General features: G+C 63.5%; 22 protein-coding genes. 5 read left to right on the forward strand and 17 right to left on the reverse strand.

The features are described 5' to 3' along the window. Positions 1 to 335: 335 nt before the first annotated feature. Positions 336 to 1289, reverse strand: a complete 954-nt coding sequence (gene speB / locus L0U82_RS28330) for an agmatinase (RefSeq protein WP_233836296.1) — start codon at positions 1287 to 1289, stop codon at positions 336 to 338. 148 nt (positions 1290 to 1437) lie between these two features. Between speB and L0U82_RS28335 the strand changes: the two genes are divergently transcribed. Then, the gene (locus tag L0U82_RS28335; protein ID WP_233836297.1) at positions 1438 to 2352 is read left to right on the forward strand and encodes a LysR family transcriptional regulator; all 915 of its coding nucleotides are present in this window, start codon (positions 1438 to 1440) and stop codon (positions 2350 to 2352) included. A gap of 20 nt (positions 2353 to 2372) precedes the next feature. Here the strand turns inward: L0U82_RS28335 and gabD are convergent, their stop codons facing one another. Next, positions 2373 to 3833: an NADP-dependent succinate-semialdehyde dehydrogenase gene (gene gabD / locus L0U82_RS28340; protein WP_233836298.1), complete on the reverse strand. Its 1461-nt coding sequence runs from the start codon at positions 3831 to 3833 to the stop codon at positions 2373 to 2375. 131 nt (positions 3834 to 3964) lie between these two features. After that, positions 3965 to 5248: a 4-aminobutyrate--2-oxoglutarate transaminase gene (locus tag L0U82_RS28345; RefSeq protein ID WP_233836299.1), complete on the reverse strand. Its 1284-nt coding sequence runs from the start codon at positions 5246 to 5248 to the stop codon at positions 3965 to 3967. A gap of 123 nt (positions 5249 to 5371) precedes the next feature. Between L0U82_RS28345 and pdxR the strand changes: the two genes are divergently transcribed. The 3 genes from pdxR to L0U82_RS28360 all read left to right on the forward strand — a co-directional run bounded on the left by pdxR (position 5372) and on the right by L0U82_RS28360 (position 8081). Continuing rightward, the gene (gene pdxR / locus L0U82_RS28350) at positions 5372 to 6880 is read left to right on the forward strand and encodes a MocR-like pyridoxine biosynthesis transcription factor PdxR (protein WP_233836300.1); all 1509 of its coding nucleotides are present in this window, start codon (positions 5372 to 5374) and stop codon (positions 6878 to 6880) included. 185 nt (positions 6881 to 7065) lie between these two features. Further along, complete coding sequence (locus tag L0U82_RS28355) at positions 7066 to 7566, forward strand: hypothetical protein (protein ID WP_267929712.1); 501 nt, start codon at positions 7066 to 7068, stop codon at positions 7564 to 7566. Between the two features lie 29 nt (positions 7567 to 7595). After that, complete coding sequence (locus tag L0U82_RS28360; RefSeq protein ID WP_233836302.1) at positions 7596 to 8081, forward strand: hypothetical protein; 486 nt, start codon at positions 7596 to 7598, stop codon at positions 8079 to 8081. Between the two features lie 174 nt (positions 8082 to 8255). Here L0U82_RS28360 and L0U82_RS28365 read toward each other — a convergent pair whose 3' ends face one another. From L0U82_RS28365 to L0U82_RS28430, 14 genes are all read right to left on the reverse strand, one after another. Then, a complete protein-coding gene (locus tag L0U82_RS28365) occupies positions 8256 to 9395 on the reverse strand; it encodes an IS481 family transposase (protein ID WP_233836304.1) in 1140 nt (379 codons plus the stop codon). A gap of 200 nt (positions 9396 to 9595) precedes the next feature. Then, positions 9596 to 10117, reverse strand: a complete 522-nt coding sequence (locus L0U82_RS28370) for a hypothetical protein (protein WP_233836306.1) — start codon at positions 10115 to 10117, stop codon at positions 9596 to 9598. A 382-nt stretch (positions 10118 to 10499) separates the two neighbouring features. Then, entirely contained in the window at positions 10500 to 11495 is a 996-nt protein-coding gene (locus tag L0U82_RS28375) for an MxaL protein (protein ID WP_233836308.1), read from the reverse strand. Then, a complete protein-coding gene (locus tag L0U82_RS28380; RefSeq protein WP_233836311.1) occupies positions 11492 to 12049 on the reverse strand; it encodes a tetratricopeptide repeat protein in 558 nt (185 codons plus the stop codon). The genes L0U82_RS28375 and L0U82_RS28380 overlap by 4 nt, the downstream gene beginning before the upstream one ends. Continuing rightward, positions 12046 to 13032: a vWA domain-containing protein gene (locus L0U82_RS28385; RefSeq protein ID WP_233836313.1), complete on the reverse strand. Its 987-nt coding sequence runs from the start codon at positions 13030 to 13032 to the stop codon at positions 12046 to 12048. Before L0U82_RS28385 ends, L0U82_RS28380 begins: the two co-directional genes overlap by 4 nt. Further along, positions 13029 to 13976 (reverse strand): calcium incorporation protein MxaA, encoded by a 948-nt coding sequence (locus L0U82_RS28390; protein ID WP_233836315.1) that lies wholly within the window; start codon positions 13974 to 13976, stop codon positions 13029 to 13031. Before L0U82_RS28390 ends, L0U82_RS28385 begins: the two co-directional genes overlap by 4 nt. After that, positions 13973 to 14836 carry a DUF58 domain-containing protein gene (locus L0U82_RS28395; protein ID WP_233836317.1) on the reverse strand — a complete coding sequence of 288 codons (864 nt, stop codon included), beginning with the start codon at positions 14834 to 14836 and terminating at the stop codon, positions 13973 to 13975. Before L0U82_RS28395 ends, L0U82_RS28390 begins: the two co-directional genes overlap by 4 nt. A 17-nt stretch (positions 14837 to 14853) precedes the next feature. After that, complete coding sequence (locus tag L0U82_RS28400; RefSeq protein ID WP_233836318.1) at positions 14854 to 15876, reverse strand: AAA family ATPase; 1023 nt, start codon at positions 15874 to 15876, stop codon at positions 14854 to 14856. A 311-nt stretch (positions 15877 to 16187) separates the two neighbouring features. Next, entirely contained in the window at positions 16188 to 16685 is a 498-nt protein-coding gene (locus L0U82_RS28405) for a DUF3280 domain-containing protein (RefSeq protein ID WP_326489763.1), read from the reverse strand. Between the two features lie 88 nt (positions 16686 to 16773). Next, positions 16774 to 17778: a LysR family transcriptional regulator gene (locus tag L0U82_RS28410; protein ID WP_442793673.1), complete on the reverse strand. Its 1005-nt coding sequence runs from the start codon at positions 17776 to 17778 to the stop codon at positions 16774 to 16776. Between the two features lie 22 nt (positions 17779 to 17800). Beyond that, positions 17801 to 18577, reverse strand: coding sequence for a hypothetical protein (locus L0U82_RS28415; protein ID WP_233836319.1), 777 nt, complete (start codon positions 18575 to 18577; stop codon positions 17801 to 17803). Beyond that, positions 18574 to 19467, reverse strand: a complete 894-nt coding sequence (locus tag L0U82_RS28420) for a substrate-binding domain-containing protein (RefSeq protein ID WP_442793674.1) — start codon at positions 19465 to 19467, stop codon at positions 18574 to 18576. The genes L0U82_RS28415 and L0U82_RS28420 overlap by 4 nt, the downstream gene beginning before the upstream one ends. Before the next feature lie 53 nt (positions 19468 to 19520). Continuing rightward, positions 19521 to 19940, reverse strand: coding sequence for a c-type cytochrome (locus L0U82_RS28425; protein ID WP_233836321.1), 420 nt, complete (start codon positions 19938 to 19940; stop codon positions 19521 to 19523). Positions 19941 to 20140: 200 nt separating this feature from the next. Then, positions 20141 to 21958, reverse strand: coding sequence for a methanol/ethanol family PQQ-dependent dehydrogenase (locus L0U82_RS28430; RefSeq protein WP_233836322.1), 1818 nt, complete (start codon positions 21956 to 21958; stop codon positions 20141 to 20143). A 419-nt stretch (positions 21959 to 22377) separates the two neighbouring features. Here L0U82_RS28430 and L0U82_RS28435 point away from each other — a divergent pair, with 419 nt between their 5' ends. Then, complete coding sequence (locus L0U82_RS28435; RefSeq protein ID WP_233836324.1) at positions 22378 to 22776, forward strand: 4a-hydroxytetrahydrobiopterin dehydratase; 399 nt, start codon at positions 22378 to 22380, stop codon at positions 22774 to 22776. Positions 22777 to 22883 lie beyond the last annotated feature (107 nt).

Below are 22883 nucleotides of genomic sequence, written 5' to 3' on the forward strand. Positions count from 1 at the left end.
GCCGGCATTTGCTGCCGGCGGCTGCGATCAGCGACGCGCCTGAATTCGCAAGCCGGGCGCTTCGCCACGCGCTTGCGTTGAATGAATTCTGGTGGCTGGATATCGGCCGAACAACCGATAATTTTTCATGGCCGGCATGATGAATCCGCATGTCAAAGGGAAAACCCGATCTGAATTTCGCCTGCTGACAAGGGGTTTTGCCGCTTTTGCGCGTGTGCGCGATGACGCAATCTCATGGCGATGCGTCATTGCGATCCATTATTGCGATTCATGGTAATGCGGCGCGGCCGAGCCGCCGCGCGCATCACGCGATCGAAGCCCGGCCAACCGCGCCGCTAGTCGCGACGCTTGACGCCCGGCATCACGCACAGCATCTCGTACGCGAGATTCGCGCCGAGCAGCGCGGTCGTGCCGAATGGATCATAGGGCGGCGCTACTTCGACCAGATCCGCGCCGACCAGCTGCAAACCCCAGCAGCCGCGAATGATCTCCAGCGCCTGCGATACCGTCAGGCCCGCGATCTCCGGCGTGCCGGTGCCGGGTGCGTACGCGGGATCGATTCCGTCGATGTCGAAGGTCAGATAGACCGGACCGCCATCGACACGCTGCCGCACCTCTTCCATCAGCGGTGCAAGCGAGCGGTTCCAGCATTCCTCTGCCTGCACGACGCGGAAACCCTGGTCGCGGCACCAGTCGAAGTCTTCGGCCGCGTAGCCGGTGCCGCGCAGACCGATCTGCACGACGCGTTCGCAGTCCAGCAGCCCCTCTTCGACCGCGCGGCGAAACGGCGTGCCGTGCGCGATTTTCTCGCCCATCATCGTGTCGTTGACGTCCGCATGCGCGTCGACGTGAATCAGGCCGACCTTGCCGTGCTTGCGATGGATCGCGCGCAGGATCGGCAGCGCGATCGTGTGATCGCCGCCGAGCGTGATCGGCTTGACGTCGTGTTCGAGGATCGCGTCGTACGCGGTTTCGATGCGTTTGATCGAATCGAGCAGGTTGTACGGATTGATCGCGACGTCGCCGACATCGGCCACACGCAGCGAATCGAACGGCGCGGCGCGCGTCGCCATGTTGTACGGCCGCAGCAGCACCGACTCGCTGCGAATCTGACGCGGCCCGAAGCGCGCGCCGGTGCGGTTCGAGGTGCCGAGATCGAACGGCACGCCGACAAAGCACGCATCGAGACCTTCGGCCGACGCCACGTTCGGCAAACGCATCATCGTCGCAATGCCGCCGCAGCGCGGCATCTCGTTGCCGCCCATCGGTTGAAAATAGTGCTCCGACATGTTTCATCTCCGGTTTCATTTAGATTGCCGTATCATCGAATCTCGGCATATGTCCATTTGTACGCGGTAAAAATCCAGAAATGAATCTCGAATTTCGAATGTTCACATTGATACATTGCAATGTATCGCCGCGCGCGCCGGAGCCAACGTGCAAGGGAGCCTGACCGATCTGGATCTGCGGCTGATCCGCGTGTTCCTTGCGGTGGTGGATGCCGGCGGCGTCAGCGTCGCGCAAACCACGCTGAACGTCGGTCAGCCGACCATCAGCACCCAACTGTCGACGCTCGAAACGCGTCTCGGCTACCGGCTATGCGAGCGCGGCCGCAGCGGCTTTCGGCTTACCACTCGCGGCGAGCGCTTTTACGAACTCGGCAAGAAACTGTTCGAAGCGGTGGATGAGTTCAGCGGCAATGCGCGGAACATGGACAGGAAGCTGGTCGGCACGTTGAACATCGGTCTGATCGGGCACACGCCGATTAGCCAGAATGCCCGTATCAGCGACGCGATCGCGTCGTTCAGGCAACGCGACGAAGCGGTGCGCTTTTCTATTTCGGTCAGATCGCCGGGCGAGCTGGAAGCGCAGCTTCTGAGCGGGGCCATCCAGATCGCGGTCGGCTATTTCTGGCACCGGGTACCCACGCTCGACTACGCGCCGCTTTTTACCGAGCAGCAGATTGCTTATTGCGGCAAGGGGCATCCGCTATTCGAGCGCGCCGGTCAGCTCGATCCGGCGACGGTCGCCGATTTCGAATGGGCGTGGCGCACTTATCCGTTGCCCGAAGTGCAGTTGTCCACCACACCCGCCAAGGTGACCGCGCAAGCCGACAACATGGAAGCCGTCGCGCTGCTGATTCTGTCGGGTCACCATCTCGGCTATCTGCCGCGACATTTCGCCGAGCCCTACGTGAATCAGGGCCTGCTCGCCGCACTCAACCCCGACGTGCTTCGCTATCAGGTGACGTTTCACGTCGTCACGCAGGCGCGCGGCCGGCAGAGTCCGATCGTCAAGGCGTTCCTCGAAGATCTGACCACCGCGCACCTGCCGGCGGACGACGACTCGTAGCGAGATCGCCGGCGCCGCGTTCAGATGCCGCCGATGCACATGTACTTGATCACGACGTAGTCGTCGATACCGTAGTGCGAGCCTTCACGGCCCAGCCCCGACTGCTTGACGCCGCCGAACGGCGCCACTTCGTTCGAGATCAGGCCGGTGTTGATGCCGACCATGCCGTACTCCAACGCCTCGGCGATGCGCCACACACGGCCGATATCGCGGCTGTAGAAATACGACGCGAGGCCGAACTCGGTATCGTTCGCCATTCTGATCACTTCGTCGTCCGACGAGAAACGGAACAGCGGCGCAAGCGGACCGAAGGTTTCGTCGCTGGCGACCTGCATCGACTGCGTGACATCGGCGAGCACGGTCGGCTCGAAAAAGCTGTGACCCAGCGCGTGACGCTTGCCGCCGGTGACGACGCGTGCGCCCTTGCCGAGTGCATCTTCGATATGCGACTCGACCTTCTGCACCGCGGCTTCGTTGATCAGCGGACCTTGCGTGACGCCATCTTCGACGCCGTCGCCCACTTTCAACTGCTCGACGGCGATCCGCAGTTTGTCGGCGAACGCATCGTAGACCTTGTCGTGCACATAGAAGCGATTGGTGCACACACAGGTCTGCCCGCTATTGCGATATTTCGATGCGATCGCGCCGGCGACCGCCGCGTCGAGATCCGCATCGTCGAACACGATAAAAGGCGCATTGCCGCCCAGTTCGAGCGACACCTTCTTCACGGTCGGCGCGCACTGCGCCATCAGTTGGCGCCCAAGCGGCGTCGAACCGGTGAACGACAGCTTGCGCACGATCGGATTGCCGGTCAGCTCGGCGCCGATCGCATTCGAGTCACCCGTCACGACGCTGAACACGCCGCGCGGCACGCCTGCGCGTTCGGCCAGCACCGCCATCGCGAGCGCGGACAACGGCGTCGCGCCCGCCGGCTTGACGATGATCGTGCAGCCCGCGGCCAGCGCCGGACCGACCTTGCGCGTGATCATCGCGGCGGGAAAATTCCACGGCGTGATCGCCGCGCACACGCCGACCGGCTCTTTCGTGACGACGATGCGCTTGTCGGCCGCCGGCGTCGGAATCGTGTCGCCATAGATGCGCTTGCCCTCTTCCGCGAACCATTCGAGGAAGGACGCCGCGTACTGGATCTCGCCCTTGGCTTCGGCGAGCGGCTTGCCTTGCTCGGTGGTCAGGATCTTCGCCAGATCGTCGGCGTTTTCCTGCATCAGATCGTGCCATTTGCGCAGGATCGCCGCGCGCTGCTTCGCGGTGGCCGCGCGCCATGCGGGCCACGCGGCATTGGCCGAGTCGATCGCGCGACGCGTTTCCGCGCCGCCCATGCGCGGCACCGTCGCGATGGTCTGGCCGGTCGCCGGGTTGCGCACTTCGAATGTCGCGCCGTTATCGGCGGGTTGCCATTCGCCCGCGACATACGCGAGGGTCTTCAGCAGAGTCGGGTCTTTCAGCGTCAGCGTGGTCATGTGTGGGTCAGCTAGTCGAGTTTGAGCGGATGTGTCGGACGTGTGAGGACCGCGCCGTGTGCGTCGAAGCGCACGGCGCGGGTAAGTGGCTTTTATCAGCGAGCTTGATGAGCGCGTTTGATGCGTGCGCTTTATGCCGCGACAGCGACGCTGTCCTTCAGCGCGGCTTCCAGAATCACCATTGCTTCGTCGAATACGGCGTCCGGAATCGTCAGCGGGAACAGAAAGCGCACCACGTTCGAGTAGACGCCGCACACCAGCAGCAGCAAGCCGCGCTCGAGCGCGCGTGCCTGCACCCGCTTCGTGAAGTCGGCATCCGGCTCGGCGCCGCCCGGCTTGCAGAACTCGACCGCCACCATCGCGCCGGGTCCGCGCACGTCGGCAATCTGCGGTATGTCGCTGCGCAGCGCCGCGAGTTTGGCCTTGACCCGGTCGCCCAGCACCGTGGCCCGCTCGCACAGCTTTTCTTCGTCGATGATGTCGAGCACTGCATGCGCGGACGCGAGCGCGAGCGGATTGCCCGCGTAGGTGCCGCCGAGGCCGCCGGGCGCCGCCGCATCCATCACGTCGGCGCGTCCGACCACCCCCGACAGCGGCATGCCGCCCGCGAGACTCTTGGCCATCGTCATCAGGTCGGGCACTACGTCGTAGTGATGCATCGCGAACAGCTTGCCGGTGCGCGCAAAACCCGTCTGCACTTCATCGGCGATCAGCAGGATGCCGTGCTCGTTGCACAGCTTGCGCAACGAGCGCACGAACTCGACCGGCGCCTGGTAGAAACCGCCTTCGCCCTGCACCGGTTCGAAGATGATCGCGGCCACGCGCTTCGGATCGATATCGGCCTTGAACAGATACTCGATGTGCTTCAGCGAATCCGCGGTGCTGACGCCGTGCAGCGGATTCGGGAACGGCGCATGAAACACGTCGGCCGGGAATGGGCCGAAGCCGACCTTATACGGCGCGACCTTGCCGGTCAGCGCCATGCCCATCAGCGTGCGGCCATGGAAGCCGCCGGTGAACGCGATCACGCCCGGCCGGCCCGTCGCGGCACGCGCGATCTTGATCGCGTTTTCGACGGCTTCGGCGCCGGTCGTGAAGAACGCGGTCTTCTTCGGATAGTCGCCCGGCGCGCGCTGGTTGATCTTCTCGGCCAACTCGACATACGACGCATACGGCACGATCTGATACGCGGTGTGAGTGAATCGATCGAGCTGGTCGCGAATCGCGGCGACGATCTTCGGATGACGATGGCCGGTATTGCACACCGCGATGCCGGCGGCGAAGTCGATAAACCGGCGCCCTTCGATATCCCACAGCTCGGCGTTTTCAGCGCGCGCTGCGTAGAAATCGCACATCACCCCGACACCGCGCGGCGTGGCGGCGTCCTTGCGGCTCTTCAGTTCGGCATTGTTCATCGACATCTCCTTCGCTTGCTGTTCTGGACGGACGCCGCGCCCATGGCGCGGTACATGCAGCGACTATAATGAGATTTGGCACTCAAAATCAGAGCCATTTTGATAAAAATATAGGAGCCAATGATGCGCACGAGCGTGCTCTCCGACTGGCTGGCGCAGCGCCTCGATCGCGGCAACGGTCAGCCGATTTATCGCCAGCTGCACCGGCTGCTGCAGCAGGCGATCCTGTCGCGCGAACTGCCGGCGGGCAGCAAGGTGCCGTCGTCGCGGCTGCTCGCACAGGAGCTGGGTATCGGGCGCAACACCGTCACGCAGGTGTATGAGCAACTGGTGCTCGAAGGCTATGTCAGCTCGGCGACCGGGCGCGGCACGTTCGTCGCCGACAGCGCGCCGGACGAAATCGTCGGCGCGCCCGATGCGGCTTCTGCCGGTGCGACTTTCGAACCACTGCCGCAACCGTCGACCCGAGTGCTTTCCACACGCGGCGCGCGGCTGGTTGCGGGCGCGGGCGTGTCGAAGCGTCAGTGGGGGGCGTTCATGCCGGGCGTGCCGGACGTCACGAAGTTTCCGGCGCGGGTATGGAGCCGCCTGCACAACAAGTACTGGCGGCGGCTGCGCCCCGACCTGCTGACGTACGCGCCGGGCGGCGGTCTTGCCGCGCTACGGCACGCGCTGGCCGACTATCTGCGCACGTCGCGCTCGGTACGCTGCACGCCCGAGCAGATCATCGTCACGACCGGCATTCATCAATCGATCGATCTGGCGGTGCGTCTGCTGTCCGATCCGGGCGACGTGATCTGGACCGAGGACCCGTGTTATTGGGGCGTGCGCAGCGTGCTGCACGTATCCGGTCTGCAGGCGCGGCCGATCAGCGTCGACGCCGAAGGTATCAACCCAGGCGCCGACGATCTCGCGCAGCCGCCCAAGTTGATGCTCGTCACGCCATCGCATCAGTATCCGCTTGGCATGGTGATGAGCCTCGCGCGGCGCCGCATGCTGCTCGAGTACGCGCGTCAGCACCGATGCTGGATCATCGAAGACGACTACGACAGCGAATTCCGCTATGGCAGCCGTCCGCTGGCATCGCTGCAAGGACTCGACACATCGGGCCAGGTGATTTATGTCGGCAGCTTCGGCAAGACGCTGTTCCCGGGTTTGCGCATCGGCTATCTGGTGGTCCCGGAGGAACTGGCGGAAAGCTTCGCGACCGCGAGCGCCGAGTTGTATCGCGAAGGACAGTTGCTTCAGCAAGCGATGCTGGCGGACTTCATCGCCGAGGGGCACTTCACGTCGCATATCCGCAAAATGCGCACGCTGTATGGCCAGCGACGCCAGGCTGTGCTCGACGCTGCAGCGCAACGCTATGGGGATGCACTGCCGGCGGTGGGTGGCGATGCCGGGCTGCACCTGGTGATGCAATTGCCGGAGGGCAGCGACGACCGCCTGGTGGCGAGCGCCGCGCTGGAGCGCAACATCATCGTGCGACCGTTATCGGGGTATTACGCGCAACCGTCGCTGGCGTCATCGGGGTTGCTGATTGGGTATGCGTGCGTCGCTGACGAGGATATTGGGCCGGCGTTCGGCAAACTCGGCGATGCGATCGATGCGACGTTGACGATGTTTGCCTCGTGACGTGATGTCATGTCTCTCAGGATGCGTTGTGCGCGCAGCGCAGCATATGTTGTCGTGCGCATCCATCAGATAAGTTCTCTTTTTAATTTCTGTGGTCGTTTCGCACTGCGTTGACAGTTTTTGACTCACTCGCACGGTAGCTCGCGCTAGTTTCTGGGAGATCAAAGCCAGAATAGTCATCAGAGATGAGTCCAATCGAGACAAAGACTCGACAAAGCACTGGGAGCGTCGAAGAGGAGGTCTGCTGTCTTTGCAGCATTACCTATTCGATCTACTCCAATTTCCCCCCAATGCCGTCCGCACAGGCCTTGCACGTCGAGACCGGCGAGTTCTTTCCGTTTGAAAAGGTACGTCGACTGTCCTCCGGTTACGCCATGGCCGAAGCGCTTGGCTATGCGTGGGCGTGCAATTGTCGCGGACGCTCACGCCCGCCGCCGCAAATCCTTGGTAATGCGCAAGCGATTGAGTACACACCGGATGCGGCGAATGGTGACGCGATTGAACTGGCGGGCAGCACGGGAACACCGCGCAACAATCAGGCGCAAAACAAACAGACTGACGATGTCGTCAGAATATTGCGCTTAACCCCCGGTCAATCTCGACAACTTCACGATGAAATTTCGGGCGAAGGCCTTGGCTTCCATGAAATCATGGAGCGCGCCAAAGACATGTTCAACCTGTGGTGACGCACGCAGTACGCGAAGGGAATGATTTGATGATCGACACTCGAAACGAAATCGAACGGCGTCTGTCCGTGCTGCACGGCCTGGAACTGAGCGGAGTGAACCATGCCGCTGACATGCTCACGTTGAGCTTTGGTCCGCTGCGGGAAGTCACCAACTTTAAGGGGGCGTTGAAGTATGTAGGTGTGTGGGCGCTGCACATCCAATGTGCGTGGAGACTCGAGGAAGCGGGCCGCGCCGTGGCAACGGAGGATGATCTGCGCGCGCCGGACGAGAAAGCTCAGGCTGGCACCCAACGTATGCAGGAAGTCTTGCTTGCGAATGGTCGCGCGATAGTTGAGGCAGTGATTGCGGATGACGCTGGCGGGGCGACGCTTTTCTTGTCGCGGGGTTTTTGGTTGACTGTCATCCCGGATGGGAAGGCGGACGAGGAAGACTGGCGATTCTTCGCATCCGGCGTGGATGCGGCGCATCTGGTGATTAAAGGTGGAGCAGTCGCTCCGGAATCATTTGATTAACATGGAATGATTCTGATATTGGTTTTTTCTTGATTTGATTTTTTGCCTTTTCTTGAATTGCTTTTGGTCTATTAGCGTTGCCCCTGTGCGGGGCGGCACCTACTTTCTTTGCGGCTGTGTACAGACTGGAGACATGATTGACACCCGTACGGGGACATCGTTGACACATGATGGTCAGGGTGCGGGCTGGTTCAGGTCAAGTCTGGCGACACGATGATGGGCAAACCAGAACTCGATCACGCCGTCTTCGTCGTCCGTAGGCCGGGCGGCCACGCGTAGTCCTTTGAGTGCAATCGACAGGCGCAGCGCGCGGCCCCTGAAACGCACCAGGCCATTCGAATTGACCTGCAGGACCTCGTCCGTGGCGCTGTATTGCGGCTCGGACAGCGTTGAGGGCATGCTCCGGGGGCTGGGCCGGTAACGGGAGAGCGGCGTGGCCATGGCCAGCGCTTCGTGGGGCCGCTCGTTGTTGTACACGTGACGCCATCGTTCCAGTTGCTGCTGCACGTGGGCGTGCGTGGTAAATGCATGCCTCTGCAACACCTCGGCCTTCAGCGAGCGATGAAACCGCTCGTCCTTGCCATTGGTCTGCGGGTGGTAGGGCCGGCTGTAGCTCACGTGGATACCCAGCCGGATCAGCCACACGGCCAGTTCGGTGAGTTGTCCCGGTGCGCTGGGCGAGCCCCAGGGCGCGCCGTTGTCGGTATTGATACGCGAAGGCAGCCCGTAGCAGCGGAACGCCCGCTCCAGTTCGCCCTGCACGACCTGCGTGGTGGTTCGCGCGCAGGCCGCCAGCACGACGTTAAAGCGCGAGTGATCGTCGAGCACCGTTAGCGCACTGCAACGGCCTGCCTCCAGGGTGGGGAAGTCGCCCTTGAAGTCCATCTGCCACAACGAGTTCGGGTACTCGTGTTCGAAGCGCTGCCAGTGCTGGCGCTGCGCGCGCTCCTGTTCGTCGAGCAGGCCGTGACGGCGCAGGATCTCGGTGATGGTGGCTGGCGCGGGCACCTGCGCGTGACCCAGATCGCGCAGGCGCCGCTGGATCTTGCGCCCGCCCCAGCCGTGCTCGCGGCGCAGTTCGAGCACGAGTGCGACGATCGCATCCGGTGAGCGCGTGGGGCTCTCATGCGGGCGGCGCGAGCGGTCGGCTAGCCCCTCGGGGCCATGCGCCGCGTGGCGTTGCAGCCATTTGTAGCCGGTCTGGCGGCTGATGTTGAAACGCCGGCATAGCTCACTGAAGCTCAGGGTCTGTTCGCTGGCCAGACTAACAAATTCCTCTCGGAGGCTCATGGTGTCTTTTACGTTCCAGGGCATGAATGATTCCGGGCGTTCGATTGCCCAAAAGTGTCAACCATGTCCCCGCACACCTGTCAGCGATGTCTCCAGTCTGTACACCTACTTTCTTTGCAGCACGCAAAGAAAGTAGGTGCCGCCCCGCACAGGGGCAACGCTAATAGACCAAAAGCAATTCAAGAAAAGGCAAAAAAACAAATCAGAAAAAAACAAAAAAACCATTAAAACTTATGCTTAACAATAAGCGTAGCCCCCGTATCATGCGAACGAAAAATGGCCACCCTGGCAGTCCCAGTAAAAACCCAATCATTCACAATCAAAGAAAGCCTCCTCTGAGGCGACTGCCCAATCGACAAAGTCGACCCATTCATCTGCACGATAGAAAGCTGTGGCCCCGTGGCCGAAGTAAAGTGAAGCGGATTAGCGTTCCCCTGAGTGCCGGCCGCAGGCGTAAAACCCGATCCCGTCACCCCCAGCCCCTCGCCCTTCACAGACGCAGCCTCAAACGTCACCTGCCTTCCCAATCCAGAACTATAGAAATCCTGAATCTGCGCATAAAACGGCTTCCCCTGAGTCGCCTGATATTCCATCGCATAACGCTGTTGCTGGAAATAACGTCGCGGCTCTGGAATCGGCGGCACGACCTCAACCGGCATCGGCACGATATTGGCGACCACCATCGTCTCGGGCGAGTCGCCGGTGAGCCCGCCCGCAAACGCGTAGCCACTCAGCATGAAAAGCATCGCACCGACAATCCTTTCGTTCGGGCACGTCATAAGCATGCCTCCCGTGAAGGAGTTGAAACGTCACATGACTCACCGTTTCGACCGCGCAGACTGCCATCGCCGCTTCGTTACATTCACTCATTGTAGTCAGTCATTTGCATATCGAAAGTCCGATATGCGAGGCATCTCGCATGCACGGACATGCACGCGGGCTTTCCCTGGCACCGCTCGTATCGAAGTTGGGATCGAATGACGGATAACGCTTCCTGGAAGCGTTCTCAGCAACACGAGACCGGCAAAAGCGACTGCAACGACGCGCGCGCTTGCAGTCACGCCGGCAAGTCTTGCCAGGCGTTAGCGTCGCTAACGTCGACCGTTGCAACGTCAACGTTTCGAGACTTTATTCGACTCGCGGCGACCGCCCGACCGATATAGGCGCGAGCCGCCGAAACATCGTTCGGATGCGCGCGCATCCATCGCGCAACCACGCCCATACGGCATCGGGCATGAAGCGCACGACCAGCAGCACCAGCGCGAGTAGCGCGGGACACCAGCGCCAATCGGTCGGCACCGGTTCGCGATGAGCGAAGCGCAGATCCAGCAGCGCATTACTCAATGCAGCGGGGTTCAACAGACGTCGATACGCAAGACCGGTTTGCCCGGCCACCGACGCCAGATACTGGCCTCGCAATTCGGAAAGCTCCTCATGCGATTCCGGCTGCGACGCCGCGCCGGGTGGAGTCGGCACCTGAATCACATCGTCGGCCTGCCAGTAGCCGATCCGGTTGCCGTTGGCGTCGCTCTTCGGAATCGCGGCCGGCTGATCGCCGCCCACGCCAATCAGCCAGCCCTTGATTCGCGCGGCATTGATGCCCGGCATCAGCCCGCGCGATGCCGTCAACGGCGGCGCCTCCTGGCCGTCGGTGACGAAGACGATCGCCGCGCCATCGCCGACGTCCTGCGCGACGCGCACCGCCGAATACACGCCGCCCTCGGCGATGCGGCTCCAGTTGGTCCAGCGCATGCGTCCATCGATACCATCGAGCGACACCAGCAGCGCATCGTAGTTGCCGCACACTTCGACGGGCGGCAGCAACAGCAGTGTGCGTTGCCCGGTGAATATGCTCCAGCCCACCTTCGAGCCGCACGGCAACCGCCCCAGCGTATCGCGCATCGCGGCCTGCGCGAACTTCAGGCGGCTGACCGGCGCGCCGTCCAGCGTGACGTCCTCGACGTTCATGCTTTGTGTGATATCGAAGGTGACGATGTAGTCGAACGTATCGCGCGGCAACGTCACCTTCGGCATCGCGACCGCCGCGATCAACGCGACGAGCGCGAGCGGCATCAACGCACCGCGCAGTCTTGCGAAGCCTCGCCCGCGTGTCGCGCCGCTCATGGCAGATCCATGCTCTGCGCGTCGCGCAGCGTGACGTTGTGCTGCTCCTTCACATCCGGCTGATCGAGCCCGCCGCCGCCTTCCGGCGCAAGCCACAGCGCGCGTTCGAGGTTGTAGCGCGCATCCCAGTCGCCGGGCGCCGAGCGCAGCACGAGCCGGTAACGCACCTTCGCCTCGTTGACCATCGAGATCGATCTGAGCATGCGTGCATTACCGTCACCGCTGCCTTGACGCAGATACATATTGCCGAGATCGAACAGCGCCGCGCGGCCGACATCGTCGAGCCGGCCTTCGTGGATCAGACCGTTATAGAGCCGCGCCGCCGCGTCGTAGGCACCCGCTTTCGATAGCGCGGTCGCGCGCGCCAGCCGAATCTGCGGCGCGTCGTCGTCGCTAGCATGGTCTTCATGCGACGCGGCGTGCGGCGCGTTCACCGCGGCAATCGCGCGATTGACGTCCCCCGCATGCTGCAGACGCACCCAGGCGGACACGCCCCAGGCGGCGCAGCAGATCGCGACGGTGCCGAACGTGGCGTGAATCAGTAGGCGTTTCATGCCCAGCTCCTGACCTGCAGCAGGTGCAACAGCATCAGCACGACCGACGCGAACAACGCCACCGCGAAGCAATACGGACTCAGGTCCTGGCGCGGCAAATGTTCGATGAACGTGGTCGGTGCGTTCTGCTGGCGATTGATCTCGGCGATGGCCGCCATCATGCCCTTCTCGTCCTGCGCCTGAAACAGCCGGTACGGCGTTTTCAGCGTCAGAAAATAGCGATGCAGTTCGGCTTCGGCCGAGTCTTCGTGCGCGGGCAGCCGCGCGTTCAGATCGGGACTGAAGATGCTGCTGCGCAGATAGATGAAGTAAAGCGCGACGCGGTTACGCTGCAGGCCGTCCTGAATGCGTCGCCGCACGGTTTCGTCGAGCCGCGCGCCGCCGTCGGAGACCAGCACGATCGCGCGGCGTCCCGACGAAGCGCGGCCTTCGAACTGCTCCAGCGCGGCCAGCATGCCGCGATCGAGCTGTGTGTCGGGCATGCCGCGCCCGATCGCGGTGGCGGCGACCGCCTCCTCGATCACGCGATGGTTGTAGGTGAACGGCATCGCCAGCACCGGGCTGCTGCCGAACATCATGAACGCGAGCTGGTCGTTGGGCCGTTGCTCGACGAAGCTCGTCAACGAAGCGCGCGCCACCTTGTTCTTCGATTCGCCGCGCGGCGCCTCGACGCCTGCGCTACCCATCGGCTCGTCCATGCTCGCGCTGCGGTCCATCAGAATCAGGATCTGCGCGCCGCTGCCGGTGCGCAGCACCTGCCGTTGCGAACGCCCCGGCCCGGCCAATCCGACGACGATCGCCGCGATCGCGAGTACCGCGCTGCCGCGCGCGAGCCATTTGGCCCACTGTCCGATGCGATCGACCGGCAGCCACGCGACACTCGGAAACACCAGCGTATCGCTGCGCCGCGGCAGCACCGGCAACACCGCGAGCGGCAGCAGCACCAGCAGCCACGGAAACGTGAAGTCGAACGGAATGCTCATCGCTGATGACGCCGCTCGGCCCGATACAGCGCGCGGCACAGCGCGTGTAACGGAAACTCGGCGACGCCCGGCGCGGGTTTGAAAAAGCGCTCGGCCGACACCTGATAGAAGTGTTCGAGTTGCGCGCGCAACGGTTGCAGATACGGTGCGCGCGCAAGCAGTCTGGGCAGCGAACCCGCATGCACGACCTGCCCGGCGGCTTCGTTCAACGCCTGATGCAAACAAAACCAGGCGTCGCTCGATGCGGCCGTTTGCGCATCCGGAAACCGTTGCATGCGCTGCCATGCGCGCGCGAACGGTAGCCGCGCCGACTCACGCCGGTTGCGCCAGCCCCACCAGATCGCCCATGCGACGAGCGTCGCGAGCAGCAGGCCGCACGCCCACGCAAGCTGACGGCGCAAGCCGGCGGTGTCCAGCAACGGCGGCTCGCGATCGGGCCGCAACGGCAGCAGGTCGCCGGCCGCGAACGCGTTCGGCGGTGTCAGCGGTCCGACGCTCGCGGGCCATTCGGCGATCTGCAATTGCGTGCCGGTGGCCGAACTCAGCGTCAACGCGGGCAACGTGATTTGCGTCAGCGCCTGTGGCGCGTTGACGACCTGATAGGCGATCACCATCCACCTGCGGCCTTCAGCATCGGTTTCGAGCGACACGGGCCGCCGTTCGAGCCACATGCCGGTGCGGCCGACCGAAGGCGGCGTCACGGCACCGACGTCCTTACCGTCGGCCTGCAGCAGCACGCGCTGCGTCAGCACGTCGCCGAGCACATAGCCGAACGCGCGCGGCTCCTGCACGAACGCAGGCACCGTCGCGGCGGCCGCGCTGCTTGCAGCACCCAGCGCACACATCGCGTACGCAGCACCCGACAGCAGCAACGCAAGCAATACGCGAGACGCGCGCAGCGCGTTGCCGCGCATCGGACCGCCCCGGCGCACGCACGATCTCATGCGGTCATCTCCAGAAAATAGCGCGACATGGCTTCCGGATCGAACCCGCCTTCGACATAAAACGGCCGGATGCCGCGCGCGCCGAATACCTCGCCCAGTTCATCGCGACGGCGCGCGACGCCATCACGCCAGCGCTCGCGCATCCGTTCGCGCAGCCACACCATGCGCTGCTCGCCCGACTCGGCATCGTTGACGGCCAGCAGCGGCGCATGGCGCGGTGGCGAGATTTCCGCGTCGTCCCACACGACGATCGGCACCACGCATGCATGCACCAGCATGTCGAGCACCGACGGCAGTTGCGCGAGCGGCCAGTGGAAATCGGACACGACGAACACCAACGCCTGACGGCCGGCCAGACGCGTCGCGCAGCGCCGCAGCCCTTCGATCGCGCCACGCCCGGCGGCGCGGCTCGCGCACTCGCGCAGCATCGTCGCGAGCAGATTGCCGGTGCCGCGGCCGGTGCGTGCCGGCATGAACAGATCGTCGCGCTCGCTCGCGTCGAAGGCCAGCATGCCGAGCCGGTCGCCGACGCGGAACGCGCTGTAGCCGAGCGCTTCGACGAAATCGGCGGCGACGTGCAGCTTGGTTCGGTGCGAGCCGAATTGCATCGACGCCGACACGTCGGCGATCACCACCACCTGCACCGCCACGCGCTGCAGATGAACCCGCACCAGCCATTCGTCGCGCGCCGCGCGCAGGCTCGCGCGCAGATCGAGACGGCGTGGATCCGGGTAGTCGAACAGACGCCCGTGCATCGCAAATTGCTGACCCGAGCCGAAGCTCGAACCAGGATGCGAGCCGGGCCGCGCGCCCGCGGCGCGCATCGGCAAGCGGTAGCTGAATTCGGCGATGCCGTTCATGATTTAGCGCCCCAGCTTCAGCGAGGCACGGCCACTTTCGCCGTGATCTGCGCGATCAGCGCTTCGGCCAGCTCCTGGCGGCGCAGCTCGTAGATCGGCGTGAAGAACACGCGATGGCCGAGCGCCGGCAGCAGCACCTCGTGGATGTCCTCCGGAATCAGATGCGTGCGTCCGGCCAGCCACGCGACCACGCGCGCGGCCCGCAGCAGCGCGCTCATCCCGCGCGGGCTCGCACCGGCGAGAATCAGCTGCTGCATATCGACGCCATCGAGCGTGATGCCGAAACGCAGCGGCGTTTCGGTGGCCTGCCAGATATCCAGCACGTAACGCTCGATCGCCTCGCTCGCCTGCACCTCCTGCTGGATCGACGCGCCGATACGGTTCAACTGCTCCCACGGCACGATCGACGGCGTCAGTTGCGCGAGCAAGCGGTCGACGTCATGGAACATCGTGTCGAATACCAGCATGCGGCGCGCGTCCTCGTCGGCGGGTGTCGGCATGTTCAGTTCGAACAGGAAGCGGTCGCGCGCCGCCGACGCCAACTCGAAGGTCTCTTCCTTTTCGACCTTGTTGCGATCGGCGAACACGGTCATATGCGGGAAGCGGTGCTCGCGCCCGAACGCCCACACGGAACGCTCGGCCATCGCTCGCAGCAACAGCGACTGCACCTGCGGGCGCGCGCGATTGATCTCGTTGAAGAAGAACGTGGTCAACTGCTCGCCGTGCCGCAACAACGGGCCGGGCTCGATACGCGGCTTGCCGTCGGCATCGACATAGGTGTGATAAACGAGGTCGCCCGGCATCAGATCGATCGTGCCTTCGACACGCTCGAAGTCGCCGCCGACCACGCGCGCGAACGCACGCAACACGGTGGTCTTGCCGACGCCGACGCCGCCTTCGAGCAACACGTGGCCCCGTGCGAACAACGCGACGTTGACGAGCCTCAAGGTTTGCCGCTGGCCGATCACCACCCTGGCCACTTCGGTTTCGATTTGCTGGGCGTGAGCGCGCCAGTCCTGAAGCTGTTCGCCAGAAGTCATCGCTGGGATCCCCTCCTCGTGGCTTGCGTGCGGGCCTGCTTGGGCGTGTGCATGCGTCTGTGCTGGCAGGCTATACGAATGCGTTTATGTGCTGGGCAAGCCGCGCCGCCGATACGCCGAGGACTCGCCAGCATCTGTTGAAGCACGGTTTGTGCCGGTCGCGCGAACGGGCCGGCGTGGTAGGCCGCTTGCGAATAGTTGGCAGCCTGTCACGAGATTCGGGTACACACTGTGCCATCGGTCGTGGCTATAACGCGCTTGTGCGTCACCTGTGCCTCACCTTGCGGCGACGTCATGCCGACGCCGACGCGTCATCGAGGCGAGCCCGCCTTCGCACCATCATCGACGAGCAGGCCGACGAGCGCCGTCGCGCCGCGCCGCCACGACAGGTCCGTATTGCCGCGAATATCGACCGAGCGCTGGAACAGGGTCCTGCCGCTGGCGACGTCCTGCACGCGCAGGTTCATGTTCAGAATCAGATTGCTGACCTTCTGGACCCAGCAGACGCCCACCTGTTCGACGCCCAGTTCGCTGCCGACCTGGCGGGCGCAGCCGTCGCACGAAGTGAGGTCCTGGTTCGCGCCGAGCCGCGCGATCAGGCCGGCGGCACGCTGGTTATCGGCGACGCGGTAGCGCCCGCTCGTGTCTAGCTGAGCGCGCAGCGCGTCGCTGACCATGCCGAGACGAGACGCTTGCGCGCGGTTGGTATCGGCATCGTTATAGGCGGCGTTGTCGTCGATCAGTCCGCAGTTCAGCACGGCAATCGAAACCGGCTCGGCCGATGCCGGCATCGCGCCGAACAGCAACAAAGCCGAAGCGCAAACCGCAGGTGCACCCGCGCGAAGCGGCGCACAAAACGCGAACCCGATCCGCAAAAAGTCCGCTCTCCGCATCTCGCTACCGCTCCACGCCAACCGCCGGCTTCGTGAACACCCCTGCAAACTCCGCATATTCGCGCTCCAGATGCGCGGCTGCATGCTCAAGCAGAAACTGCCGGAACATCACACTGGTCGGCGAAAGCTGCTTCGAGCGCAAATGCACGACCTGCCACGTACGTTCGATCGGCGTGCCGTTCACATCGAGCAGCGCGATCTCGCCGGTACGCAATTCGAGCTGCAACGTATGCAGCGAAATCAGGCTCACGCCCATGCCCGCCATCACCGCCTGCTTGATGGTTTCGTTGCTGCCGAGCGTGACCGTCTTGGCGGGCGTGAACAGATGCTGGCGGAACATCACCTCGGACGATATGCGCGTCCCAGAGCCCGGTTCGCGTAGCAGAAACGTATCGCCGCGCAACTCCTGCAGATCGAAGCGGCGCGCGCCGCGCAACGGATGACTGACCGGCGCGATCACCACCTGCGGATGGCTCGCCAGCGGCTCGGCGGTGGTGTCGAGTTCCGGCGGCGGGCGCCCCATGATCGCGAGATCGATTGCGTTGTCCTGCAGCAGACGCAGCAACGCATCGCGATTGCCGACGGAGAAATGCACGTCGACCTTCGGGTACAGATGCGAGTACTGCGCGAGCAGTTTCGGCGCGAAGTAGGTCGCCGAACTGACGATGCCGACGTTGATCGAGCCGCTATCGGCCTGCTTCAGCGACATCATCGCGTCTTCGGCATCCTTGATTTCGCCGAGAATGCGGCTCGCGTGATGCGTCAGCATCTCGCCCGCCTCGGTCAGCGCCAGCTTGCGCGCGACGCGCTCGAACAGGCGCAGGCCGACCGCGTCTTCGAGCTGATGAATCTGCATCGATACCGCCGGCTGCGTCAGATGCAATTCCTCGGCCGCGCGCGCGAAACTCGTGTAGCGGCTCGCGACGACGAAGATCTGCAATTGCCGCAAGGTCAGCGTGCGAACGAAATTCAGATTGACCCGGTTCGTCGCGAAGCGCGCGCTCTGCATGTGAATTAGCCGCCGCCCGCTTTCAACGGCTGGCCCTCGGCGCGTTGGCGGACGGCTTCGCCGGCGCATTGGCCGGCGGCGACAACTTGCGCACCACCGACTGGAAGCTCATCGATTCGCTATGCGCCGGATGCGCGAAGTCGTTGTTCGGCCCCGGCACGTCGGTGCGAATCTGCACGAGCTGGCCGGGCACGTCGTCGGCGAGCAGGAACGTGTAGCGCTTGCCAATGTATTGCGCAAAGCGCTCCGCATTCGGATCGTTCAGATAGGGCTGCACGACGATGCGGCGCGTGTGGACCGGCTTGCCGCCGACTTCTCCCGGCACGTTCTCGATCTGCGGCCCGGCGGCGAGCGCGAGACGCAAACGCTGCTGGAAATAGCGGCGTTGGCCGCCCGTCAGCCCCTGCATCTCGGCGATGTCGCGTTCGAGAAAATAGATGATCGCCGGATTGCATTGCAGCCCGCCGATCGGCAGATTCACGTTGCCGCTATGGTCCGATACCTGAGCGTCGCCTTTTGCGTTGTCCGGGCTCACCACCAGCACCTTGACGACGTCGGCGCTATGCGACGGCTGCTCGGAATTGATCACCGAGTAGTCGAGTTCGGTCTGCGCATCGACGCCGTGCAGATGATCGGTCAGAAAGATCAGGCGTTCGGCCGGCGTGATGTCGCTGCTGCCCTGCTCGCCCGCCGCCAGCGCAAGCGCGGGCGTCAGGCTCGACACACAGACCACGCACATCATCAGCGTCGACATCAACGCGACGCTGGCCGCGCGTACCCAGCCGCGCGCGCGCGTCATTGCGAAGAATCGCCGGCCTTCGACGCCGGCACGTCGACCGGCTTGAGCATCGGCACCTCGTAGGTGGCGAGAATGCTGTCGATCTTGTCGTGATTCGCGCCGATCCATTGATCCACCTTGTCCTTCCAGTCCTTCTCGCCGTAACGCACGCCCATCGAGATCGTGTAGTCGAAGCGGATGCCGGGCTGCGCGGGGAACGGCACGAGCCTGACCGAATCGCCGGCGCGCTTCGCGAAGTAGCCGGCGATCGGCCCCCACAGGAACACCACGTCGACGTTGCCGGCGCGCAGGTCGTGTTCGATCATCTGGCCGGGGTATTCGGCGGGGTCGCCGCTTTGCACGCGGTACGACACCGCCTGGTCGATCAGGTTGTGACCGAGCAGCCAATCCACCGCGGGGGTCTGCGTGAAGATGCCGAAGCGCAGTTTGTGCAGTTGATCCGGCGGCAGTTTCAGCAGATCGTCAGGCGTCTGGATGCTCGCGAACTCGGGGCGGTTCGGGAACACCATCGCGTAGGTCGAGCGCAGATACGGCTGCGTCGTCGACGTCATGTCGTAACCCTTCGGCACGCCGATGATCAGATCGCACCGGTAGCGCTGGGTGTTTTCCTCTTTCTCGCGCAACGTGTGACGCACGAAGCCCATGCGCTGCGGGAAGTACGTGTATTCGAGCTTGTAGCCGAAATCGCTCGCCATCTGCGCGGCGATCCGGTTTTCATAACCTTCGCCCTTGTCGTTCGACAACGGCATGTTGTTCGGGTCCGCGCACACTCTGAGCACACCGTCCGCGCCGTCGTTATTCGGCAGCGCCGGGCCATCCGCCCTGACCGCCGCGCTTGCGAGCGCCGCGCAGCACAGCGCGGCGGCGATCACGGCGACATGCATGGACATGCTTCTCTTATCGCGCATCGTAAGCCTCCGAGGTATGACGGCCTGCCGGTTTGTTATTGTGCGTCGATGGCGTGCAGATCGCCCGGCTTGATCTGTCCGTCGGAACGCCCTTTCAGATAGGCGTACAGGTTTTCCCAGTTCTTCTGCATCATCTGGCTGCTGCTGAAATCCGGCATGCCTTTATCAACCCGGCCGCCGAACACCGTGCGATGAAACTCGGTCTTGTCGAGCGTCTTGAACGCATCGATCAGCGACGGTCCGACCATCCCCTGCTGCTGCGCGCCATGGCAGCGTTCGCAGGCGAGCGCGCGCCACGTTTTCCATCCCTGTAGCGTATTGCTGTCGACCTTGTTGCCGTCGACTACCTTGAACGCGACCTGCGCAATCGAGGGATTGTTCTGCGCGTAGACGACCGGCAGCAGAACGAGCGTCGCGGGCACCGCCGCGAGCAACAGGATTGATCGGCCTTTCATGCAATTGTCTCCATAATTAGCCGTGCCCCGGTGCGTTTCGTCAACGCATCCGCCAGCGGGCACGGGTAGGTAATTCCGCGGGGTGAATCCGCGTGGCAAATCATCTGACTGGCGAAGCGCTGAAGGCGAAGCCGGTGCGCTCTCGTACCACGAGCGCGCCGGCCACGACCCTTCAGATCGCCATCATTTCAGCGAGCCGTTCAGCTCTTTTCGTTCGGAATCGCGAACACGAACAGCGTGCCGCCCAGCGCGGTGTACTTCGCCAGTTCACGATAGCCGCCGACCGCGCCCAGACCTTCGGTCGACTTTTCCAGACCGGCTGCCATGCCGATGCCGGCCCAGCCGCCGATGCCCGAGTACACGCCGACATACTGCTTGCCCTGATACTCGTAGGTGAAGACGTTGCCGATGATCCCGGACGGCGTCTTGAAGCGCCACAGTTCCTTGCCGTCGCTGATGCGAACCGCCTTCAGGTAGCCTTCGAGCGTGCCGTAGAACGCGATGCCGCCGCCGGTTGCGAGCACGCCCGACCACACCGAAAACTTCTCCGGCTTCGAGTAGACGATCTTGCCTTTGCTCGCGTCCCACGCGATGAAGTTGCCCATCGCGTTGTTCTCGTTCGGACCCGGATACATCGACAGCGTGGCGCCCACATACGGCTGACCGGACACGTAGTCGACATCGAACGGCTCATAGTCCATACAGACGTGGTTGGTCGGCACGAGGAACATCTTGCTGTTCGGATCGAACGCGGCCGGTTGCTGGTCTTTCGAGCCGAGCGCGGCCGGGCAGATGTTCTTCACGTTGTGATCGGAACCGGCTGCCTGGGTGGAATACGCGGCGTTGCGAATCGGCAGACCGCTTTGCAGATCGACGCGATCGGCCCAGTTCACCGCCGGGTCGTACTTCTGCGCAACCAGCAACTGACCGGTTTCGCGATTGAGCGTATAGCCGAAGCCGTTACGGTCGAAGTGAACGATCGCCGGCACCGTCTTGCCGTTGATGTTCAGATCGGACAGGATCATTTCGTTGACGCCGTCATAGTCCCATTCGTCGTGCGGCGTCATCTGGTAGACCCATCTGGCGGTGCCGGTATTCAGGTCGCGCGCGAAGATCGACATCGACCATTTGTTGTCGCCCGGACGTTGCGTCGGGTTCCATGTGCCCGGATTGCCAGTGCCGTAGTAGACAAGGTTCAGTTTTGGATCCCACGCATACCAGCCCCACGTGGTGCCGCCGCCGAGCTTCCACTGATCGCCCTTCCACGACTTCAGCGACGAATCCGCGCCCACCGGCACCATCTTGCCGTCGGTATACGTCATCGTCTTTTGCGGGTCGAGCAGCATTTCGTTGTCGGGGCCCGTGCTGTACGCGGTCCAGGCCGGCTTGCCGGTCTTGATGTCGTACGCGATCAGACGCCCGCGCACGCCGAACTCGCCGCCCGAAATGCCGGTCAGCACCTTGTCGCCGAATACGTGCGGCGCGTTGGTGTTGGTTTCACCCGCCTTCGGATTGCCGTTCTGCGCAGTCCACACCACTTCGCCGGTTTTCGCGTTCAACGCCACCAGCTTGGTGTCGGCCTGCTGCAGGAAGATCTTGCCGTCACCGTAGGCGAGGCCGCGGTTCACGGTATCGCAGCACATCACGGAGACCACCTGCTCGTCCTGCTTCGGCTGATACTGCCAGATGAAGGTCTGATCCTTCAGGTTGATCGCAATCACCTTGTTCGGAAACGGCGAATGGATATACATCGTGTCGCCGATCACGAGAGGCGAACCCTCGTGGCCGCGCAGCACGCCCGTCGACATCGTCCATGCGACCTGCAGCTTGCCGACGTTGTTCTCGTTGATCTGCTTGAGCGGGCTGTAGCGGTGATTCGCATAATCGCCCGCCTGGGCCGCCCAGTTGGCCGGGTTTTTCATCAGTCCATCGAGCTGCGAATCGGCCTGCGCAGCCAGAGAGCTAAAGGCTGCCGATGCGAGGATCGCGAGCCCAAGAACCACAGTGCGTAAGTTCATGTCTCCTCCAGAATTGTCCTGCTGTTCAACTCACGAATGACCCACGCTACCTCGTCGCATCGTGCGCGCCTTCTCGAGTACAGGTAACGATTCAGCGCCCTGGCCCGATTCGATGTCGGGCTCCGCGGCGCATGGAGGGCCAACGCATATTCCATGCCGGAAAGTGGCGGCGAATGCCGTGGCCGTTGCGCGAACCCGCTTGAGCGGCGCGCGCGTCGTATCACAGCCGCTCTCGCGTCGCACGTTCGCTCGCGCGCTGTGGCAACCTTGAACTGGTTGCGCCACCGAACGCGGCACATACTGTGTCACTTCGGTGATACGAATCGTGTCCTTTGCGAATCGTGCGCCGCACCACCGGTCCGCCGCTCGCGGCAACGCCTGGCACGACGGACGATTCCCGCATCCGAGGAGCGACAGTCATGGCAAAGACAGAGCAGGTCTATACGGACGACGAGGTTCAGCAGCGTCTCGTCGGTCCGTTGCAGCACTGGTATCTGGAGGACGGCTGGCTGCGGCGCAAGTACCGCACCGAGGGCTGGAAAGGCACGCTGATGGTGGTCAACACGGTCGGCCATCTGGCGGAGGCCGCGTGGCATCACCCGGATCTGACGGTGTCGTACGCGTTCGTCACGGTGAAGCTCAAGACGCATAGCGCGAAAGGCATCACCGACAAGGACTTCGCGCTCGCGACGAAGATCGAATCGGTGGTCCACTGGCAGCCCGGTCTCGAAGACGGGCCGCTCGAAGGCACGCCGTCCGACGATCAGCGCTTCCGCTATATCAAGTACGACGCGCCGAAAGCGGCAGAAGGCAGCTGAGTGGGCCGCTGAACTGCGAAGAAGCTGGGCATCTCCATGCCTCGCACACCCGGCGCCGAATCCTCGCGACGCCGCGCCGGGTATTTCTGCTTGCGCGCGCCTACGCG

Source organism: Paraburkholderia sp. ZP32-5, assembly GCF_021390495.1.
Classification (GTDB): domain Bacteria; phylum Pseudomonadota; class Gammaproteobacteria; order Burkholderiales; family Burkholderiaceae; genus Paraburkholderia.

Coding starts and splice junctions, on each gene's coding strand:
- L0U82_RS28385 (WP_233836313.1), bottom strand. CDS start 13,032: ATGAGCATTCCGTTCGACTTCACGTTTCCGTGGCTGCTGGTGCTGCTG.
- L0U82_RS28380 (WP_233836311.1), bottom strand. CDS start 12,049: ATGAAACGCCTACTGATTCACGCCACGTTCGGCACCGTCGCGATCTGC.
- L0U82_RS28370 (WP_233836306.1), bottom strand. CDS start 10,117: ATGCTTTTCATGCTGAGTGGCTACGCGTTTGCGGGCGGGCTCACCGGC.
- L0U82_RS28375 (WP_233836308.1), bottom strand. CDS start 11,495: ATGAGCGGCGCGACACGCGGGCGAGGCTTCGCAAGACTGCGCGGTGCG.
- gabD (WP_233836298.1), bottom strand. CDS start 3,833: ATGACCACGCTGACGCTGAAAGACCCGACTCTGCTGAAGACCCTCGCG.
- L0U82_RS28390 (WP_233836315.1), bottom strand. CDS start 13,976: ATGAGATCGTGCGTGCGCCGGGGCGGTCCGATGCGCGGCAACGCGCTG.
- L0U82_RS28425 (WP_233836321.1), bottom strand. CDS start 19,940: ATGAAAGGCCGATCAATCCTGTTGCTCGCGGCGGTGCCCGCGACGCTC.
- L0U82_RS28430 (WP_233836322.1), bottom strand. CDS start 21,958: ATGAACTTACGCACTGTGGTTCTTGGGCTCGCGATCCTCGCATCGGCA.
- L0U82_RS28415 (WP_233836319.1), bottom strand. CDS start 18,577: ATGACGCGCGCGCGCGGCTGGGTACGCGCGGCCAGCGTCGCGTTGATG.
- speB (WP_233836296.1), bottom strand. CDS start 1,289: ATGTCGGAGCACTATTTTCAACCGATGGGCGGCAACGAGATGCCGCGC.
- L0U82_RS28400 (WP_233836318.1), bottom strand. CDS start 15,876: ATGACTTCTGGCGAACAGCTTCAGGACTGGCGCGCTCACGCCCAGCAA.
- L0U82_RS28410 (WP_442793673.1), bottom strand. CDS start 17,778: ATGCAGAGCGCGCGCTTCGCGACGAACCGGGTCAATCTGAATTTCGTT.
- pdxR (WP_233836300.1), top strand. CDS start 5,372: ATGCGCACGAGCGTGCTCTCCGACTGGCTGGCGCAGCGCCTCGATCGC.
- L0U82_RS28345 (WP_233836299.1), bottom strand. CDS start 5,248: ATGAACAATGCCGAACTGAAGAGCCGCAAGGACGCCGCCACGCCGCGC.
- L0U82_RS28395 (WP_233836317.1), bottom strand. CDS start 14,836: ATGAACGGCATCGCCGAATTCAGCTACCGCTTGCCGATGCGCGCCGCG.
- L0U82_RS28420 (WP_442793674.1), bottom strand. CDS start 19,467: ATGTCCATGCATGTCGCCGTGATCGCCGCCGCGCTGTGCTGCGCGGCG.
- L0U82_RS28355 (WP_267929712.1), top strand. CDS start 7,066: ATGAGTCCAATCGAGACAAAGACTCGACAAAGCACTGGGAGCGTCGAA.
- L0U82_RS28360 (WP_233836302.1), top strand. CDS start 7,596: ATGATCGACACTCGAAACGAAATCGAACGGCGTCTGTCCGTGCTGCAC.
- L0U82_RS28365 (WP_233836304.1), bottom strand. CDS start 9,395: ATGCCCTGGAACGTAAAAGACACCATGAGCCTCCGAGAGGAATTTGTT.
- L0U82_RS28435 (WP_233836324.1), top strand. CDS start 22,378: ATGGCAAAGACAGAGCAGGTCTATACGGACGACGAGGTTCAGCAGCGT.